Raw genomic sequence first — 15,949 nt, forward strand, 5'->3', positions numbered from 1 at the left:
GTTATGATTCATCTCACAAAATTGTAATGATATTGTTCATTTTTCTTTCAATTTTTATGTACATTTTTCAATATTGAAAAGAACACCGTCATGTTAAATGACCGGTGCTCTTTTTTTGTTTACGACCAGCTTGTAGCCTACGCCGCGGATTGAATCAATATGGACGGATTCCGGATCGAGTTCCAGCTTCTTGCGCAATGAGCTGACATGGACATCCACCGTACGCTGCCCGCCGATATAATCAAACCCCCAGACGGCATTCATCAGGTCATCGCGGGTCAGCACGACCCCCGGCTTGCGTGCCAGATACAGCAGCACCTCAAACTCCTTCGGCCGCAGGTTAATGCTGTGTCCGCCCAGTGAAACCTCATACCGTTCAGGATAAATTTCAAGCTGTCCCAAAATGATAGTTGAGGCGGACGCCGGTGTTTCTGCCGGAATCTCCTCTGTTACCCCGGAAATCCGGCGGAGTACAGCGCTGACTCTGGCGAGCAGCTCCGATACGCCGAACGGCTTCGTAATGTAGTCATCAGCGCCGGATTTCAGGCCTCGTACTACATCCTCTTCGGCATTTTTGGCTGTCAGCACAATAACAGGCGTACGGATGCCCTGACCGCGGAGCTTGTCGAGGATATCGATCCCGTTCATACCGGGCAGCATCAGATCCAGTACGATCAGATCAAAAGGTTCTCTAGTCGCACGGTCGTATCCTGCCGTTCCATGATCCTCCACTGTCACCTCATAGCCTTCCTGCGTCAGATTATAGGACAGCAGCCGGGCCAGCGTCGGTTCGTCTTCAATGACCAGCAATCGTTGTGCCATAGTTTCCCCCGTATTCACATGTTTTTAAAATTTACATAAAAGCAGCAAACCCATCATATCACCGGAATGTTAACTTGGTGTAAAATAACTACAAATTTCGCAGGTGACTTTACAGTTCAATATTATTGCACACAGCTGCCGCTTGCAAATCCATTATGCTGCTAAGCCGGCCGGAACCCGGAAGTCAGGGCTGCTATTTGTCATGCTCCTGCAGCAGCGGCAGCTCCAGAATGAACGAGCTTCCGATTCCGAGATCGCTCTCTACTGTAATCGTTCCCCGGTGGAGCTCTACCAGATGCTTCACGATGGACAGGCCCAGCCCCGTGCCGCCGGAGCTTCTGGACCGGGCTTTGTCCACCCGGTAGAACCGTTCAAAGATCCGCGGAAGGTCTTTGCGGGGAATCCCCATGCCGGTATCGCTGACCGTAAATATAACCGTTTCTGTTCCATCCGGCTTATGTCCGTTGACGACCGTAATTTTGACATTCCCGCCGTCATGGGTGTAATTAATCGCATTGGACAACAGATTCATAAAGATCTGCCGGAGCTTGTCCTCATCCCCTTCCATGAAGAGCTCATCCGGTACAACAGCGTTGAGTGAGATTTTTTTCTTCTCGGCTACCTTGCTGAGCGTCTCAAGAACAGAATCAAAGAATTCGCTCAGATATACCGGTGAACAGTCCAGCTGCACCCGCTTGGACTCAATTTTGGACAGCTCCAGAATATCTCCGATCAGCCGGTTCAGCCGCTCATTCTCATCATAAATGATCTGCAGGAAGGAGCGTGCCGTCTTCTCATCGCTTACACCGCCGCCGAGCAGGGTTTCGGCAAAGCCTTTGACTGCTGCAACCGGGGTCTTCAGCTCATGCGAGACGTTCGCGACAAATTCGCTGCGCATTTTCTCCAGCCGGCGGATTTCGGTAACCTCCTGCAGCAGGAACAGCATGCCCCTGTGGGAGCTGTCCTGGGTCATCGGCACACCGTCCAGCCGGACAATCCGCTCTGCCGGAGTATAGATGCTGCGTTCTTCATGAATCGGCTCGCTTGAAAGCACGCCCTCTTCAATCAGCCGGCTCAGCTCATAATGATGCTTCAGCTCTTTATAGGAATGACCGGCCAGCTCGCTGTTCTTCACATCCAGCATGCGTTCTGCTGCACGGTTAATCAGGGCAAACTCCCCTTCGGCATTAACCATGACAATCCCCCCGGTCATATTATCGAGCACGCTCTGCAGCAGATCCTCATTATCCCGGATTGTCTTGAGCTGGGCCTGCAGGCTATCCGCCATCGCATTGATTGCTTTGGCCAGCTGGCCAACCTCATCCTTGCGCTGTATCGGTACCCTCGCGTCATAATCCAGATCGGTAATCCTGCGGGCAACCCGTGTAATCTGCTCAAGCGGCGAGGTCATGCTGGATGCCACTTTATAGCTCACGAAGGTGGCCGCCACAAACAGCAGCACCAGCCCTGCAGCCATAATAATCCACGCTCTGCTCAGCCCCTCGGTTACTGCGTCCAGGCCCATCGACAGCCGGATATAGCCGTCAAAACCGTCATCTGAGGTTACTGCACCGGCCACATAGAGCATCTCGCGGTCCAGTGTATCACTGTAGCGGATAGCCCGGCCGATCCCCTCCTTTGCCGCGAGGATTTCTTCTTCACGATTGGAATGGTTGTCCATTTCCAGCGGATTCCGTTCGGAATCGCCGACTACCTTCCCTTCCTTCGTAATAAAGGTGATGCGGGAGTCTGTCAGGCCGGCAATATGTTTAGCATGCTCTGTATAGTAGCTGATTGCCTGCGGGCTGTTCATATCAATAAACTGAAAGGTTCCGGAGAGGAGTTTTATTTCCCGGGACATGTTTTCCTCCAGCGCCGAGATATGAGAATCCTTGAACAGCTTGGCCATCGTAAGGCCAGCCCCGATCATGGAGATCCCGACCAGGGCCATCAGGATGAAGGTGAGACGGATGCGAAACGGTTTCATGGCAGACTGTCCTCTTTCTTATCATATGTCTTGGGTCTTTGAGAACATCCTAACTCCATTTCCGCGAAAATACCAGTTCCTCCGCCAATTATCAACGCAGTGTAAAATCTGCAGCAGACCTCCGGGGTTCAGAGGCAATGTTGACAGTCGAATAAGCCGCCGCAAAATGATAAACTATTAAATAATACCTTTTACTCTATTTTTTTGTGAGGGATCCCGATGAAAGTAACCATTTCGGATGTCGCAAGGGCAGCAAATGTGGCAAAGTCCACCGTTTCCAAGGTGTTGAACGACTCTCCCAAAATATCCAACGAGACCAAGCAGCGGGTCCGCGAGATTATGAAGCAAATGAATTACATACCGAGCAGCATCGCAACCGGTTTAGCCAGGCAGAGCAGCCAGACAGTCGGGCTGCTGGTTGACATGTCCAAAGAGAGCGAATTTCTGAACCAGTTCTTCTACAATATTATCGGCGGGATCGAAAGTGTGATGGGCCCCCTAGGATATGAGCTGACTCTCTGCAACATCCAGCATCATGCTGCGGAGGACCATTTCCTGAACAGGCTTGTGCTGAACCAGCGGGTTGACGGAATCATTGCCAACAATTCGGTACTGACGGAGGAGCTGGCCAAAGAGCTGGACCGGCTCAAATTTCCTTATGTCTCCATCGGTGAGATGGAGCCTGCTGCGAGCTGGGTTGATTTCGACAATGAAGCAGGCGGAAGAATGCTGACCCGTCATCTGCTGGAGCAGGGCTATCGCAGACCCGCTTTCATCGGCGGACAGCGGAATGAACGCATTTTTAGCCGCCGGCTGAGCGGCTATCTGCAGGCGCTCAAGCAGTCCGGCGTCATTGTCCGCCAGGATTGGATCGTGAACGGCCAGGCTGATGAGCATGAAGGCTACCGCTCTGCCCTCCGGATGCTTATGCGTGAAGACCGTCCAGATTCAGTCGTATGTATGACCAATTATACTGCGTTCGGTGTGTTAAAGGCGGCACGCGAGCTGGGGATAGAAGTTCCCGGACAGCTGGGCATTGCTGCTTTTGATGAATACCCCTTGTCCCGTTATACTACACCGCCGCTTACCTCATTGAATATTGATACCTTCAAGCTGGGAGTAACCTCCGGCCAATGGCTGATGGATCATATCCGTGAAAACTGTACGGCCTCCCGGCGTCTGCTGCTCGAACCTGAGCTGATTGTGCGCGAGTCTACAGCAGGCCCTGTACGCTGAAATCATCCATTTCGCACAATAACAAGAAGAGGGGCTATCTGACTGGCAGATAACCCCTCTTCTTGTCGTTCCATAAAACATTAATATGGAAGTCCCAGGAAACAGAACCGGATGATGTCCACGATTCCATGTGCCAGCATGGCCGAAGTAATATCCCGCTTTTGCTGGAGGACAGCAAACGGCAGGCCAAAGAGCAGAGCTAACATTATAATGTAGATCATTCCCTGCACGATGCCCCCGTTAATAAAGCTCTCCGGAGTATGTATTAACACATGCGGGATAATCATCATAAACCATGCAGTAAATTTACGGACCCGGGTATCGATCCTTCCATTCAGCAGAGACAGACAGAAGGCGTAGAAAAGTGCACGCAGCACGATCTCCTCAAAAATAGCCGGACTTAGTGCAATTTTGAAATAAATAAACTGAATGCTGTAATGGCTCAAATCTTGGCCGCTAAGCATCAGGTTGACAACACCCAGAACAGTGCCGGCTGCTGCTCCGGTAAGGATACTAACGGCGACCGATTTAATGCTGGCTGTATTCAGAAAAACAAGCCTTCCTTCACTATGCCTGTTAAACGTACTGAATAAGGCAAGCGAAGCCAGCAACGTTAAAGCGCTTGCTGTAATCATGGAGAAAAGCGAAACATTAATATAAGCGGCCGCAACAGCAGCTGCCATCAGCACAGAGATCAGAATTTCCCGCGTTGCCGGCAGCTTATGCTTAACCAGGAGCATTATACTTATCAGCAAAGCCCAAAAATCAATCAGATTCCACATTCTCGCTGTCGGTCCGGGACTGTTACTGTGACCGAACAAATTCAGCACAAAAAGCAACAGAAATACAAAAAACATGATCCATACCATCTTCAGGTTACTCTCGATAGCCACAACCCGCCCCCTTCCAGCTGACAAACAGATTTGTAATTTAATCCAATAAGATTACCACCCGCTACTTTGTGAATAAATGAACTAAATCACTGCCGAACGGTTGGATTGCTAAAAATAAACAGCGCCGCCCCATCCGGAGCAGCGCTGTGAAGACATTCTGTAGTGTTATTGATCCTTCCAGCGCTGCACAGTCAGATTCACCGTCTGTGCTCCGCCGGCTGGTGTGAGCGTACGATTGGCAATCTCGGCGCCGCTTGAGCTTGTTTCAACCGTAGCCCAGCTGCCGCGTGTCACTTTATATTGCACTGCTGTTCCCGCCGGCAGGCTGAGGGTGATGGAATACACGCCATCACTGCCTTTGGTCAGCTGATAGGCCGGGTCAGCCGCATTCCAGCTGTTGAAGGAGCCGCTGAGATACACTGGTCCTGAGGACGGCGTGGTGCTTGGGACGGTAACTCTAAAGGTTACGCTGTCAGCCTGAGGCACGCCGCTTGTCAGGCTGCCGTTAACAAGACTCCAGGTTCCGGAAGTTAGGCGATAATTGCCGCCGCCGTTATTATCCCAGGTACCGCTGCCATTGTTGAAGGCTGCCGTCAGACCCGCGGCTGTGCCCAGCTGAATCGTAGCTGTCTTGTATCCGGAATAGGCTGAAGACTGCAGCTGCTGTCCCGGGGAAGTGGTCCATACCCCTGAACCGTCCACACTGTAATGAATATAAGAGTTCGTAAACGTTGTGTTTTTGTAGTAAATGGTTACTGAATTGCCACCTGGAGTTGCGGTTGGTATTACAGTTGGTGTTGGTGTTGGTGTTACAGTTGGTGTTGGTGTAGCGGTTGGTGCTATCGTTGGTGTTGGTGTAGCGGTCGGTGCTACCGTTGGTGTTGGTGTGGCAGTAGGTGCTACCGTTGGTGTGGCTGTAGGACCTGCAGGTCCACCCGCCTGAATACTGCCGGTCGGTGTATAGGTCCAGGTGCCTGTACCGAACAGGTAATTGCTGCCGCCGTTGCTGTCCCAGGTGCCGCTGCCGTTGTTGAAGCAGGCTTCAAGCTGGGTGGCGGAGCCGATATTAATTGTAATTTTGTTATAACCGGACACTTCCGCTGCCGGAATGGCTACACCCGGTGCTGTCGTCCAGGTACCTCCCGCTGGCCGGTAATGGATATATGGTGTAGTATAACCCTGCTTGTAGTAAATCGTCACACTGTTGCCGGCCGGGGTGGTGATTAAAGCAGCCGCACTAAGGGCGGACAGGTTACCGGCCGCATCAAAGGCTTTTACCGTATAGCTGTAGCTGGTCTGGGCTGCAAGCCCGCTGTCCGTATAGGAAGTAGTTGCAGAGGTGCCCACTTTGACTCCGTTACGGTAAATTTCATAGCCGGTTACCCCTACGTTGTCAGTGGATGCTGTCCAGCTGACCTTTGCACTGGAAGCATTCTGCACGGTTGCTGTAACGTTTCCCGGGACTGTCGGTGCTACTGTATCGGAAACCGGCTGTGTCTTGGCATAGATTTTTGCCGAGTTAGCACCTAGCGATACCGTAATTTGCTTGCCTGTAACGCCCCCAGCCTGCACAGTTACTGTATCGGAAGTATTAAGCTGATTGATCAGAACAGTCCCTGCAGTCAGCGTGCTTTCACTGCGTAGTGGAATGGTTACAGTCTGAGTCCCGCCGGAAGCATTGCTGAATACCGAGATGACTTCCTGTCCGACATTAGTGCCGCTGTCAATCCGCCGGGAGAACGCATAGAGGTTCTGTGCAGACCACATTTCACGCTGGGTCCCTGTGCGCAGGGCCGGATTGTTTTTGCGGATCTCGTTCAGCTTGGCTACATGCTTGTAGGTGCTGGTATTTTCGTTAAAATAATTTTCCAGCACATTGCCGTTTGCATCCCGCTTCACCATGGACCAGCGGTTCCAGGTATCAGCAATGCCCCCGGTCATGATCTGGCCATTGCCGTTGCCCTTGTTCTGTTCCGTTCCCTGGAAGACGACTGGAGTTCCGCGGACTGTGAAGATGAAGGACAATGCATTCTGAAGCTTCTCAACGCTGCCTCCTGCTTCTGTCAGGAACCGGTTGCGGTCATGATTGTCGATAAAGGTGACCATATGATTCGCATTTCCGTTGTAATAGGAATCCTGGGCCAGTGTACTCTTCACGTTCCCGTCAAAAGACTGCCCGTAAGCAAAGCTGTTCAGCACCGAGAAGAACAGCGGGAAGTCCAGCATGCCCCACTCCTTGTTCGCTCCGACCCAGCGGGAGACAAACTCGGCATTGCCGTCAAAGTTTTCGCCAAAGGTATTAACCCCCAGCAGGTTCTGCAGCTCGCCGATGTCGGTCGGCTTCATCAGCTTGGCAGCATCCACGCGTGCGCCGTCTGCGCCTGTATAGTCAAACCAGGCTTTGATGGAGCTGAAAATGGCCTGCTTGGCGGCAGGTACATCAAAATCAATATCATCCAGTCCGCCCAGATCATGATTCTCAAGATAATCCTGGGCCCATTGATCATAACGGCCGTCGGCCAGTGACCAGTTAATGTCACCGTTGTGATGATACCAGGCCGGATTATTAAACGGTGCAGCAGGCTGCAGGCCCGGAATATCATAATAAGCCTGAGTTCCGAGCATATAGTCACCGATATGATTCGGCACCACATCGATAATGACCTTAATACCGAGCGCGTGTGCGGAATCTACCAGCTCCTTCAGCTTTTCCTTTGTTCCAAAGTACGGGTTGGCCGCATTCGGGTCTTTTACATTGTAGCCGTGATAAGCAGTGTTCTTGCCCGTGCCGTTATTGTCACGGTTCGTCATCTGCGGCTCGGCTACCGGGGAGATCCAGATTGCCGTATAGCCCATATTGGCGATGTAAGGGAGCTTGTTGATAACCCCCTGCCAGTCTCCGCCCTTCATGTAGCGGAAATCCTCCTCAGAGGTCTCACCATAGCGGATTGCGGCACCGGTGGCATTGTTGGAGCTATCCCCGTCATAAAAACGGTCGACCATAATCTGATAAATCGTGTCATTCTCAGTGATGGTTCCGATACTGGCGGCCTCAACCTTGGTTGGTGCCGCTACAAACAAATTCATCATAACGGACAGAACAATAGACGTGATCAGAACCGGAACTAGCCACCCTTTACGTTTCATTCCTCATCTCCCTCTCCTTATTAAACACATAAGAAATCTGCTGCCTGTGAACCTGCATCACATCACTTGCAAATCTGAGGTGTATTCAAGGAAACCGGTTTCCCAAGTAAAAATTACCATGTCCTTGTATGCGCTGTCAAGCTAAATTAATGTCAAAAAGCCTTCTTTCAGGAATTTGAAAGAAGGCTTCTTTTAACAGCTTTATTGAATTCTGCAGAAGACCTTTTATTTGAACACGGGTTCCCTGAACTGGGCAAGCTTGGCTGCAGAGTCCTTTTCTACATCAGCATGCAGGCTGTTGCCGTGTGAATCCATTGTCACGATAGCGGCAAAGCCCTCCACCTGCAGATGCCACATTGCCTCCGGAATTCCGAATTCCATGAAGTCAACCGCGTTAACCTTTTTAATGCACTCCGCATAATATTGTGCCGCTCCGCCAATCGCATTCAGGTAGACCCCGCCATGCTCCTGGAGCGCCTTAAGCGTTTTGGGACCCATTCCGCCTTTGCCGATTACAGCGCGGATTCCGAATTTCTTGATGATGTCACCCTGGTAAGGCTCCTCCCGGATACTGGTTGTCGGGCCTGCGGCCTTGACGTGCCAGCCTTCGTCGTCCTTCAGCATAACCGGACCGCAGTGATAGATAACCGCACCGTTCAGATCAACCGGCGTATCATGATCCATCAGGTATTTATGCAGCGCATCACGGCCGGTATGCATTTCCCCGGAGAGAATGACAACATCGCCGACCCGAAGGCTGCGGATATCCTCCTCACTAATCGGTGTAGTCAGCCGGACCTCCCGCGAACCTCCGGATGCTGCTGGTTCAGAACCGGCCGGAGCCGCAGCATCAGCAGCAGCAATAGCGGGAGCGGCCGGGATGACCGAATCCCCGGGAACTACCCCTGCTTCAGCTGCAGCCGGATGGTGGGCAGCTACAGCCACAGGAGCCGGCACATCTGCTTCCTCTACGGAAATGCCTGTGCCGCTCTCATAGAGCCAATCCTTGATATTGCCCGTTGCAGGCTCCACCAGAATGCCCTGGCGGCGGAATGCCCAGCAATTATAGGCTACCGACACGAAGAAACTGGCCGGCAGCCGGTTCATCACACCAACCTTGCAGCCGAGCAGGGTGACTTCCCCGCCGAAGCCCATCGTGCCAATGCCCAGCTTGTTGGCGTTCTCCATAATGTAATCCTCCAGCTTGGCCAGATCCTCCACCGGGTTCACATCTTCAACCTTGCGGAACAGCTGTTTTTTGGCCAGCTCATAGCCGGTTGTCCGGTCTCCGCCGATGCCGACGCCGATGAAGCCGGCGCTGCAGCCCTGGCCCTGCGCCTGATATACAGCATGCAGGATACACTTGCGGATGCCGTCCAGATCACGGCCTGCCTTGCCCAGCCCCTCAAGCTCGGCCGGAAGGCTGTACTGGATGTTTTTGTTCTCACAGCCGCCGCCCTTGAGGATCAGCCTCACGTCTATATTTTCTTCTTCCCATTGTTCAAAATGTATAACCGGTGTGCCTTCCCCCAGATTATCACCGCTGTTCTCTCCAGTCAGCGAATCGACTGAATTGGGCCGCAGCTTCCCGTTCTTCGTAGCCCGGATGACCGCACTGTGGATGTCCTTCTTCATCTCGATCTGATTAACGCCGACAGGTGTATGAATGATAAAGGTCGGCATCCCCGTATCCTGGCAGATCGGCGATACCTGAAGCTCGGCCATGCCGATATTCTGTGCAATCGTCGTTAAGGCAAGGCCCGAACGTGTGGCACGGTCTTCCAGCGCCCGTCCCTTGGCCACAGCCCTGCGCACATCACCAGGCAAATTGGTGGAGGTTTCTACGATCAGATTATAAATGCTTTCTTCAAAATTCCGCATCTTCATTCCGGCTCCTCTCATCAGTCCCAGGTTGTCTGAATTCTGCTACAATTAGTTATTATCATATCACACTCAGCCGTGCATGAAAGGGGTTACTTTAAAATTGAACTACCATTTTCCGGCCTATTTATACCGCCTGCAGTATATCCGCCGCTGGAGCCTGATGCGCAGCACTGCTTCCGAGAGCGTTGCACAGCATTCCTTCCAGGTGGGCCTGCTGGCCCATCTGCTGTGCTCGATCGGCAACGCCTGCTTTGACCGGTCGCTTAATGCAGACCGGGCAGCGGCGATGGCGCTGTTCCATGACGCCACCGAGGTGTTCACCGGCGATATCGCCACGCCGGTCAAACACAACAACCCGCGGCTGCTGTCCAGCTTCCGCGACATGGAGCGGGCCGCTGCGGAGCGCCTTGCGGCCATGATCCCGCCGGAGCTCGGCGATATATACGCCCCGCTTCTGCAGCCGCAGGACAGCCCTGCCGGCTCCGAAGACTCCGGCCTGCTCCTGTACGTGAAGGCGGCGGATGTACTCGACGCCTATCTGAAATGCGTCCTGGAAACCGCCGCCGGCAACCGCGAGTTCGCCGCTGCCAGGGAGCAGACGCTTGCCAAGCTGGATGCACTTTCCCTCCCGGAGATCGGTTATTTCCTTGAGCATATGGCCCCGGGCTTTGAAATGTCGCTGGACGAGCTGTCAGGGACGAACTGACCCTGAAAATAACGTAAAGCCGCTTATCCGTCGGCAGCATTATGCTGCTTCAGGCTAAGCGGCCTTTTATACGTTCTCTTCTGTTCTTTTCTTGCCCATTTCAGACAGTCTCAAGAATATCCCAGTCCTTAAATACCGGCTGCAGGCTGTTCGCTCTAAGCATCCCGCTGATTTCCTGCACACTCCGGCCGTCGGAGATTTCAAACTGCGGCGTACCGCCCTGCAGGGTATGTCCTCCAACCTCTGTAGATACTCCGGCAGACATTTTGGTTACTCCCAGATGGATAAGACGGTCTCTTAAAGCAGACGGCTCGCGTGTCGACAGCGTAATACCCGCACGGGGCAGAAAGAGGCGGTAAGCCAGAATAATCTGCACCAGAGCCCGGTCGGTGACGATATGCTCCGGATTGTATTCTCCGAGAAAAGGTCGAAAACGCGGAGCAGACACGCCGATTTCACATTCCGGATACTTGTCCTGCAGGTATCTCGCATGCATAGCAGTAAAGAAAGCCTCCTGCCGCCAGTCATGCATCCCCAGCAGGGCTCCGATATTTACCGTCCTAAATCCTGCCCGGCAGCCGCGCTCAGGTGCGTCCAGCCGGTTGCGGTAGATTTTCTTAGGTCCCTTGATATGCAGCTTGCGGTACGTCTCCTCATGATAGACTTCCTGATACAGGGTTAGCCCGTCTACACCGGCTTCCTTAAGCTCCTTGTATTCGTCTTCTGACAACGGATTCACTTCAATGCTGACAGAAGAGAAAAACTCCTTCAGTATATTCACGCATTCCTTAACATAAGAGACAGGACTCTCCGTGCGGGATTCCCCCGTCAGAATCAAAATGTGCCGGATTCCTGTATCCGCTATCGCTTTGGCTTCCTGCCTTACCTCCTCCGGACTGAGCTTTTTCCTCGGGAAATCGTATATCGAGCTGAAGCTGCAGTACGTGCAATGATTTATGCAGAAATCGGCCAGATACATCGGTGTAAAGAGCTGCATGACATGTCCGAAATGCGACCGGGTCAGCCTTTGGGCGCACCGGGCCATCTCTTCCAGGCAGTCTCCTGCTGCAGGAGACAGCAGAATCTGCAGATCATGTTCATCCAGATGCTCTTTGCGGAGCGTACGCTTTACATCCACTTTTGTATACTGTCCCCAGCTTTCGGTATCCGTCTGCTGTCCGAGACGTTGTGCGGTCTCATAAAAACCCATGTTACTCCTCCTTTTCACCGGTCCTTTGTCACTGTCAGCCAAGAAAACCCGTCAATGGCGATGACGCCGATGCAGTCTCCTCTACGGGGCCCAGTCCCGCCAGGTAAGCCTTGCGGCCTGCAGCTACGGCATCACGGAAGGCAGATGCCATCAGCAGCGGATTGTGTGCCGTAGCGATGGCCGTATTCAGCAGCACAGCGGCAGCGCCCAGCTCCATCGCTTCCGCCGCTTCAGACGGCCGGCCGATTCCGGCATCTACAATGACCGGAAGATCAACCTCCGCGATCAGAATGCGCAGCAGCTCCCGGGTTCTTAACCCGCGGTTAGTGCCTATGGGCGATCCGAGCGGCATGACTGCTGCAGCTCCCGCTTCTTTCATGCGAAGGGCTGCAGACAGATCAGGGCTCATGTAAGGAAGCACCACAAAGCCTTCGGAGGCCAGAATTTCTGTGGCACGGATCGTTTCCGCATTATCGGGCAGCAGGTATTTCTGATCATTGATTACTTCGATTTTGACCCAGTTGCCCAGACCCGAAGCCTTAGCCAATCTGGCAATCCGGACAGCCTCTTCTGCATTGCGTGCGCCGGAGGTATTGGGAAGCAGAGTCATACTGCTTGGGATATGGCTGATAATATTATCATTGCTGCCCGGGTCTACGCGGCGGAGCGCGACTGTAATGACCTGTGAGCCCGAAGCCTCCACTACCTCCGGAATAAGAGTATTGCGGCTGTATTTACCGGTTCCGATAAACAGTCTGCTCGTTAAGGACCGGCCTCCGATTACTAATGGATCTGACATCTGATACGCCCCCTGCATTTATATTTGTAACCCTGGTGAAATAACCCCGGAAAGCGGTGCCTTATCATGAAGCTGACTCGGATGCTTTGCGGGGACTCCGGAATCCGGCTGCGTTTATAACGCTTAATTCAGCCTCCTCCCACAAAATGAACTACCTCAATCCGGTCTCCATCGCCCAGCAGAGCCGTACTATAGTCCTCCTTGGCAACAATTTCGCCGTTCAGCTCCACAATAACCAGTCTCCTGTTCCATGCAGGCAGATTAAGCAAATCCGCCACGGTCCGGCAATCCTCCTGGTATATTTCCCCCTTGCCGTTAACGATCAGATTCATGCTGTATCACCTCCTTTAGCAGCAGCCCCCAGCACTGCGTTTCTGTAAGCTTGCGCAGCAGATAACGGATCATCTGCACTGCATATGCCGGACATCACCGCTATTCCCCCTGCGCCAGTCTGCAGCACTTGCGGTGTATTGTCCGGCGTGATGCCCCCGAGTGCAATGATTGGAACACTGCCGGTCAGCACTGCCTCTTGCAGCAGAGTCAAACCGCGCTCCTTCTGGCCGGGTTTGCAGATGGTAGGAAACACATGTCCAAACAGGCAATAGTCTGCACCCTGACAGCCCGCTTCTACAATCTCTTCAATGGAATGTACCGATGCTCCAAGCCGCAGGGCAGAGCCCGCTGCCAGCCGGGCGGCAGAGACCGGAAGACTATTCCAGGCAAGCTGCACCCCTGCAGCTCCGGCAGCCATTGCAACATCCAGCCGGTCATTAATAATCAGCTTGGCGGCAGGTACACCCGCATGAAGCAGGATTAAGGCCATATTAAGCAGTTCACGCGCCGATAGCCTTTTTTCACGCAAATGAATATAATCAAGCAGCGGATGAACAGCGGCTGCAAGGACAGCGAACTGATACGCGTCAAGTTTTCCGTCCGAGAGCAGATGTATTTCGGCCACTTTCGGCCACCTCCCTTTCCTTCTGTTTTCATCTGCACAGAAATACGCAAAAAAACCGCCCCCAGCAAGGAGGCGGTTAAAAATAGTATACAGAAAAACAGCCGGAGTTCCGGACCATTTGCGCTGCAATACAACGTTCATCCACTTTCCTACGCTGGTATAAACCAGATCAGGTTCAAAGGGTCCGAACCAAAGTTCGTCTCAGCCTTGCGGCACCCCTAGTGACAAGTTCATATGCTGTTGCTGACCAACGTATATAATAACACTATTTTGCATGAAAAATCCAGTTTATCTTGCATACTCCTCAAAAAGGCTGCATCAACAAAGAGAGTGTGCCATGCGGCACACTCTCTTTGTTGATGCATTGATTTATTATTGGTGCAGATTCAGGCATCAGCCGTTAATAATCTCTCCGCCGTTTACGTGAATGACCTGGCCGCTGACATAGGAAGAGTCACTGGAAGCCAGATATACATAGGCTGGCGCAAGCTCCTCGGGCTGCCCCGGACGTTTCATCGGCTGTGTGCCGCCGAACTCGCTGACCTTCTTCGCATCAAAGGTTGAAGGAATGAGCGGTGTCCAGATTGGACCTGGAGCTACCGCGTTAACCCGGATGCCTTTTTCGGCCAGATTCATTGACAGCGAGCGGGTGAAGCTGAGAATCGCACCTTTGGTGGACGAGTAATCCAGCAGCTGCGGATTTCCGCGATAGGCTGTAATGGAAGTCGTATTAATGATTGTCGATCCTTTTTTCAGATGCGGCATGGCCGCTTTGGTCAGATAGAACATCGAGAATATATTCGTGCGGAACGTCCGCTCCAGCTGTTCGGAAGTAATGTCCTCAATCTTATCCTGCGGATGCTGCTCGGCAGCATTGTTGATCAGAATATCGAGCTTGCCGAGTCCCTCCACCGTCTTGTTGATCAGATCCTGGCAGAATGCCTCCACACCGATATCTCCGGCAACCAGTATACATTTGCGGCCTTCCTGCTCCACCTGGCGTTTCGTTTCTTCAGCATCACTGTGTTCATTCAGATAGGAAATGACAACATCGGCGCCTTCTTTGGCAAAATGTACAGCCACCGCCCGGCCGATACCGCTGTCTCCCCCTGTAATAAGCGCTGCCTTCCCGAGCAGCTTGCCTGCCGCTTTGTAAGCAGAGGTTTCAAACTCCGGCAGCGGATTCATTTCACTCTCGATTCCGGGCTGCTGGTCCTGCACCTGCGGAGGCAAAGTTTTCTTGGATTGTTGACTGTCTGGCATGATCCATTTCTCCTTTCGCTTTCACACTTTTCGAAGTTGTTCATCGTCTTAGGATGGCTAAGGATAGCTGGTTTATGCGCTGGTCTTTAGGCGCTTTTTCGCTTACGCTATGTTACTTACCACAGTTAAAAGGCTGCCAAACAAAAAATTCAGTCCTTGCCTGCCTAATCTGCGGATATAATGAATCAGGGTGTATAAAAAAGTGACGTAAGAACAGTGTAAAAGGAGGCGCATGAGTCATGACCAGAAATTCACGGAGCATTATCGTAGCTGTCAAGGGTGTCGTTCTGCATCAGGGAACAATCCTGATTGTCCAGCGTGCTGCGGCTGATGTGATCGGAGCGGGAAGCTGGGAATGCCCGGGAGGCAAAATTGAATTCGGAGAAGGGCTTGAGGCTGCGCTGGAGCGGGAGATTGCCGAGGAGACGGGGCTTAAAGTCACTGTCGGGGAGGTTTTGTATGCTGCCTCTTTTCTGACCGATCCTGGCAGACAGGTTGTGATTATCACTTACCTCTGCAGGAGCGGAGAAAATGCAGTTCAGCTCTCTGAGGAGCATGCTGCCTATAAATGGTGTACCCGGACGGAGCTTCAGGAGCTGCTGCCTCCGGGAATTCTGGCTGAATTTGAACGAAGCGGTGTGTTGACTATGGCGGAGCTGCTGTAGCGGATAGCCTGGATATCAAAAAGACCGCCCTCTTCCAGTGAAGTGCACCCCTTAGAATAGACATTGGAATAAACCCCTGGTTTATCCGATGAAATCTAAGGGGTGCATTTTTATGGTGAAAAAAGGACAGAAGTTCACAACGTATCCATATGAGATGAAGCTTGAAGCTATACGCCTACACGTTAAAGAGGGATGGACCTATCGCAGAATCATGGAGAAGTTTCAACTGTTATTACTACAAGACCATGGGGTCTGGATGAATCATAAGAAGGTACTTCGGCTTATGCAGGTGCTAGGGATCCGCTCACGAATTCGGCGAAAACATCGCTGTAACTACGCTTCTACGACCGAAGGGCGTGTCGCTAAAAACTTACTAAAA

General features: G+C 52.4%; 14 protein-coding genes and 1 riboswitch. Of the genes, 4 read left to right on the forward strand and 10 right to left on the reverse strand.

Features of this window, described 5'->3' with window-relative positions; translation table 11 throughout:
- Window positions 1–93: 93 nt before the first annotated feature.
- Together AWJ19_RS02545 and AWJ19_RS02550 are read right to left on the reverse strand one after the other, a co-directional pair.
- Window positions 94–822, reverse strand: coding sequence for a response regulator transcription factor (locus tag AWJ19_RS02545; RefSeq protein ID WP_068721270.1), 729 nt, complete (start codon window positions 820–822; stop codon window positions 94–96).
- 193 nt (window positions 823–1,015) lie between these two features.
- On the reverse strand, window positions 1,016–2,809 hold the full coding sequence (locus AWJ19_RS02550) for an ATP-binding protein (RefSeq protein ID WP_068721273.1): 1,794 nt from the start codon (window positions 2,807–2,809) through the stop codon (window positions 1,016–1,018).
- Between the two features lie 219 nt (window positions 2,810–3,028).
- On the opposite strand from AWJ19_RS02550, the gene AWJ19_RS02555 reads away from it, so the two are divergent.
- Window positions 3,029–4,045 (forward strand): LacI family DNA-binding transcriptional regulator, encoded by a 1,017-nt coding sequence (locus AWJ19_RS02555; RefSeq protein ID WP_068721275.1) that lies wholly within the window; start codon window positions 3,029–3,031, stop codon window positions 4,043–4,045.
- An 80-nt stretch (window positions 4,046–4,125) separates the two neighbouring features.
- On the opposite strand, the gene AWJ19_RS02560 is transcribed toward AWJ19_RS02555, so the two are convergent.
- The 3 genes from AWJ19_RS02560 to AWJ19_RS02570 form a co-directional block, all read right to left on the reverse strand.
- Window positions 4,126–4,938, reverse strand: a complete 813-nt coding sequence (locus tag AWJ19_RS02560; RefSeq protein WP_068721277.1) for a CPBP family glutamic-type intramembrane protease — start codon at window positions 4,936–4,938, stop codon at window positions 4,126–4,128.
- A 165-nt stretch (window positions 4,939–5,103) separates the two neighbouring features.
- Window positions 5,104–8,085, reverse strand: a complete 2,982-nt coding sequence (locus AWJ19_RS02565; protein WP_068721278.1) for a carbohydrate binding domain-containing protein — start codon at window positions 8,083–8,085, stop codon at window positions 5,104–5,106.
- 225 nt (window positions 8,086–8,310) lie between these two features.
- Window positions 8,311–9,966 carry a fumarate hydratase gene (locus AWJ19_RS02570; protein ID WP_068721294.1) on the reverse strand — a complete coding sequence of 552 codons (1,656 nt, stop codon included), beginning with the start codon at window positions 9,964–9,966 and terminating at the stop codon, window positions 8,311–8,313.
- 103 nt (window positions 9,967–10,069) lie between these two features.
- Between AWJ19_RS02570 and yfbR the strand changes: the two genes are divergently transcribed.
- Window positions 10,070–10,675, forward strand: a complete 606-nt coding sequence (gene yfbR / locus AWJ19_RS02575) for a 5'-deoxynucleotidase (RefSeq protein ID WP_128083479.1) — start codon at window positions 10,070–10,072, stop codon at window positions 10,673–10,675.
- Window positions 10,676–10,775: 100 nt separating this feature from the next.
- Here the strand turns inward: yfbR and thiH are convergent, their stop codons facing one another.
- The 5 genes from thiH to AWJ19_RS02600 form a co-directional block, all read right to left on the reverse strand.
- On the reverse strand, window positions 10,776–11,885 hold the full coding sequence (gene thiH / locus AWJ19_RS02580; protein ID WP_068721282.1) for a 2-iminoacetate synthase ThiH: 1,110 nt from the start codon (window positions 11,883–11,885) through the stop codon (window positions 10,776–10,778).
- Between the two features lie 34 nt (window positions 11,886–11,919).
- Window positions 11,920–12,684: a thiazole synthase gene (locus AWJ19_RS02585; RefSeq protein ID WP_068721284.1), complete on the reverse strand. Its 765-nt coding sequence runs from the start codon at window positions 12,682–12,684 to the stop codon at window positions 11,920–11,922.
- 128 nt (window positions 12,685–12,812) lie between these two features.
- On the reverse strand, window positions 12,813–13,016 hold the full coding sequence (thiS, locus tag AWJ19_RS02590; RefSeq protein ID WP_068721286.1) for a sulfur carrier protein ThiS: 204 nt from the start codon (window positions 13,014–13,016) through the stop codon (window positions 12,813–12,815).
- Window positions 13,013–13,642, reverse strand: a complete 630-nt coding sequence (locus AWJ19_RS02595) for a thiamine phosphate synthase (protein WP_068721296.1) — start codon at window positions 13,640–13,642, stop codon at window positions 13,013–13,015. Before AWJ19_RS02595 ends, thiS begins: the two co-directional genes overlap by 4 nt.
- Before the next feature lie 129 nt (window positions 13,643–13,771).
- Window positions 13,772–13,872: riboswitch (TPP riboswitch) on the reverse strand.
- Window positions 13,873–14,035: 163 nt separating this feature from the next.
- On the reverse strand, window positions 14,036–14,905 hold the full coding sequence (locus AWJ19_RS02600; RefSeq protein ID WP_068721287.1) for an SDR family oxidoreductase: 870 nt from the start codon (window positions 14,903–14,905) through the stop codon (window positions 14,036–14,038).
- A 239-nt stretch (window positions 14,906–15,144) separates the two neighbouring features.
- Here AWJ19_RS02600 and AWJ19_RS02605 point away from each other — a divergent pair, with 239 nt between their 5' ends.
- Both AWJ19_RS02605 and AWJ19_RS34530 read left to right on the forward strand, forming a co-directional pair.
- Window positions 15,145–15,570, forward strand: a complete 426-nt coding sequence (locus AWJ19_RS02605) for an NUDIX domain-containing protein (RefSeq protein WP_068721289.1) — start codon at window positions 15,145–15,147, stop codon at window positions 15,568–15,570.
- Window positions 15,571–15,682: 112 nt separating this feature from the next.
- On the forward strand, window positions 15,683–15,949 hold a 267-nt coding region (locus tag AWJ19_RS34530), incomplete at its 3' end, for an IS3 family transposase (protein WP_198536453.1).

The organism is Paenibacillus sp. DMB5 (genome assembly GCF_001517085.1).
Taxonomy (GTDB): domain Bacteria; phylum Bacillota; class Bacilli; order Paenibacillales; family Paenibacillaceae; genus Paenibacillus_AQ.